The following is a 2,345-nucleotide window of genomic DNA, read 5'->3' as shown; positions in this document are numbered from 1 at the left end:
TCGATCTCTGTGATCGGGAAATACACGGTTCCATCCGCAGCGAAGTTGTCGCTGTTCGGACAGCGGAAGCAGAGAAAGGGAGGATCCGGCCCTTCCCCTTCCGCAAAGTGATCGTAGGCATAAGGAATTCCCTGCTGCTCAAGCTCCTCCAGAATCTGTATGATCTTGTCCATTGCTTCCTCCCATCCTCAGCCCTTTAATTCCTTCTCAATCTCATCTGATAGCTTCCCGGTGATTTCTTCTTCGACCGGAGCGATATGTGGAATGCCCGCAACTCTTCCACCACCGTGCTTGGCATGGCCTTTCTCCAAGAGGTGTGTCAGTCTGTAGATCTTGTTGTGAACAACCACTTCTGCGCCGACCGCCGTCTCCTTCTGAACGGTAGATCGCCATCCTTTTGCGTACTTTCCGGTGCGCTTTGGCGATTTCTCTTTCAGTTCTTTCACAGCTTCTTTCCCGGCATCTTTAATCTCCTGCTTTACGATGTCATTCACATCTTCCACATAGTCCGAGAGTGTCTTTTCTACCGTAGCGGCAAGGTCATCTATCTTTACCTTCATCGCTTCACCTTCTCACACTTAAACTTCAGGCTCCGTTTCTTAAAGCCCATCGGGTCAATGGCGGTCACGTTGTAGATCGCATTTCCCAGTCGGATCCGAATCTTTGTGGAGTTGAGTCCTTCGAGGCACTTTGCATACCGGACGGTAAAGTCGATGGCATCGATGCTAGTCGTCGTTCCGGCTTCCAGTTTCTCAGATCCACCACTCTGTACCGGTGTCGCCCAACAGGTGTAGAAGTCTGTCCAGGTGTTGGTATGGTTCCCATACTTGTCCTTGATGACCTCATTCTTCTGGATCGTAAGCCTTACATTCATTGCCGCGATATTCATCCCGCACCTCCATCAGAACCTGACATCCCGTTCTCCGAAGAGGAGGTTTCGAAGCGTGATGGTCAGGGCGTGATGATCCGCTTCCTCCCGGTGTTCGTTAAGATAGGCAAGGGCATAAAGGACTGCCACAACGACAATCGGACTACTTTCGTCCTCGAGACTGCCCTTTCGGAGCACCGATGCCACAAGGCTCTCGGCAGCGTCCAGTTCCTGCTGGATGATGTCGTCCTCATCGTTTGCGTCAACCCGGAGATATTTCTTTGCTTCTTCGAGCGTGATCATCCTGTCCTCCCTTCGAATCACAAAGAAAGCCCAGAGCTTTGACACTCTGAGCTCTCATCGTTACGTTGTTCCTGTTGCAGATCAGGCAGATGCGCCTGCCTTCAGGATCTGCACGGCTTCCGGAAGAACCAGAAGACCATCAACACGCTCCTTGGCGACATACCCGATCATGCCGTTTCCGGCAAAGAGCTCACGAAGCTCCTGCATGGAACGACTGCCGCGATCGCCGATGTTGTAGTAGCTGTAGTCACCAAATGCCATCACAGGCTTTCCTGCCGCAAGCTCCGGTGCAAAGGCGCTGGTGTGAACCGCATAGCCAAGAAGTCTGTCCGGCTCCCCTGCCTGATAGGACGGCTGCCAGATGTAGGCGCCGTTGTTGTCCTTAAGCTTCCGGAGAGCTGCAAGGGTCTGGTCGTTCATGATGAACGATGCCTTCTTCCGGTACGGACGCTTCAGGGCGTAGACCAGATCCAGCACATCATCAGTGCCAAGCTTGGTGCCGGTGAGGGTCTTTGCGACCGTGCCGCCATTGGTCTCATCAAAGAGACCGGTGGGCTTCCCCTTCCCATCGCCGTTCAGGAAGGCATCCTCCTCGGCATTGGCGATGGCGATTCCGAACTGTGTGGTGATGTAGCTTGCAAGGTCAAACATGGAGTCATACAGAAGCTCCTCGGTTACCTTCACCGCCACATGGAGCTTATGAGCATCCATGATCTTCTGTCCGAACTTCGCGTCGGTAAACTGCAGTGCACCGCCTTCTTCAATCCATGCCGCCGTCGGCTTGGCACCGGCGATGTTGATCTTGTGCTCACCGGAAGTCGTGATCTGGGTGGCAAGGCCTCTCATGATGTTCTCCTCGTTCAGGACATCAATGAGACGGCTGTCCCACTCCTCCGGGACGAGGTAACCGCCATCGGCATCTACGCCCTCCTGCAGAATGTCAGATACCTGATGGAAGTTCGTGCGCATGGCAGTCAGCATATCCTTGGCATACTGGTCAGAAGCACGTCCCTGCTTCTTAGGCTTATCGTTGCCTGCGGAAGGCATGTTGGAAAGAGGAGAAGAGGTCGGCTGACTCAGCTGTGCCTCAATGGCAGCCTGACGATTCAGACGATCGATCTCCTTCGTGAGATCCGTGATCTCCTTTTCCATGCGGTCATACGTTTCTCCATCT

General features: G+C 53.6%; 4 protein-coding genes. All 4 read right to left on the bottom strand.

What is annotated here, in order from left to right:
• Positions 1-188: 188 nt before the first annotated feature.
• A complete protein-coding gene (locus ACTQ52_RS12250) occupies positions 189-560 on the bottom strand; it encodes an HK97 gp10 family phage protein (RefSeq protein WP_441982781.1) in 372 nt (123 codons plus the stop codon).
• A complete protein-coding gene (locus ACTQ52_RS12245) occupies positions 557-889 on the bottom strand; it encodes a phage head closure protein (protein ID WP_441982780.1) in 333 nt (110 codons plus the stop codon). Before ACTQ52_RS12245 ends, ACTQ52_RS12250 begins: the two co-directional genes overlap by 4 nt.
• A 12-nt stretch (positions 890-901) precedes the next feature.
• The gene (locus ACTQ52_RS12240; protein ID WP_441982779.1) at positions 902-1,171 is read right to left on the bottom strand and encodes a head-tail connector protein; all 270 of its coding nucleotides are present in this window, start codon (positions 1,169-1,171) and stop codon (positions 902-904) included.
• A gap of 81 nt (positions 1,172-1,252) precedes the next feature.
• A partial coding sequence (locus tag ACTQ52_RS12235) for a phage major capsid protein (protein ID WP_441982778.1) occupies positions 1,253-2,345 on the bottom strand: 1,093 nt, incomplete at its 5' end.

It is taken from the genome of Oribacterium sp. Sow4_G1_1 (genome assembly GCF_052116105.1).
Taxonomy (GTDB): domain Bacteria; phylum Bacillota; class Clostridia; order Lachnospirales; family Lachnospiraceae; genus Oribacterium.
Note: the sequence above shows the minus strand (reverse complement) of the source record. Positions and strands in the feature narration are given on the sequence as shown.

Excerpts from the sequence above, each read along its gene's own strand:
- ACTQ52_RS12250 (WP_441982781.1), bottom strand. The coding sequence starts at position 560 with ATGAAGGTAAAGATAGATGACCTTGCCGCTACGGTAGAAAAGACACTC.
- ACTQ52_RS12245 (WP_441982780.1), bottom strand. The coding sequence starts at position 889 with ATGAATATCGCGGCAATGAATGTAAGGCTTACGATCCAGAAGAATGAG.
- ACTQ52_RS12240 (WP_441982779.1), bottom strand. The coding sequence starts at position 1,171 with ATGATCACGCTCGAAGAAGCAAAGAAATATCTCCGGGTTGACGCAAAC.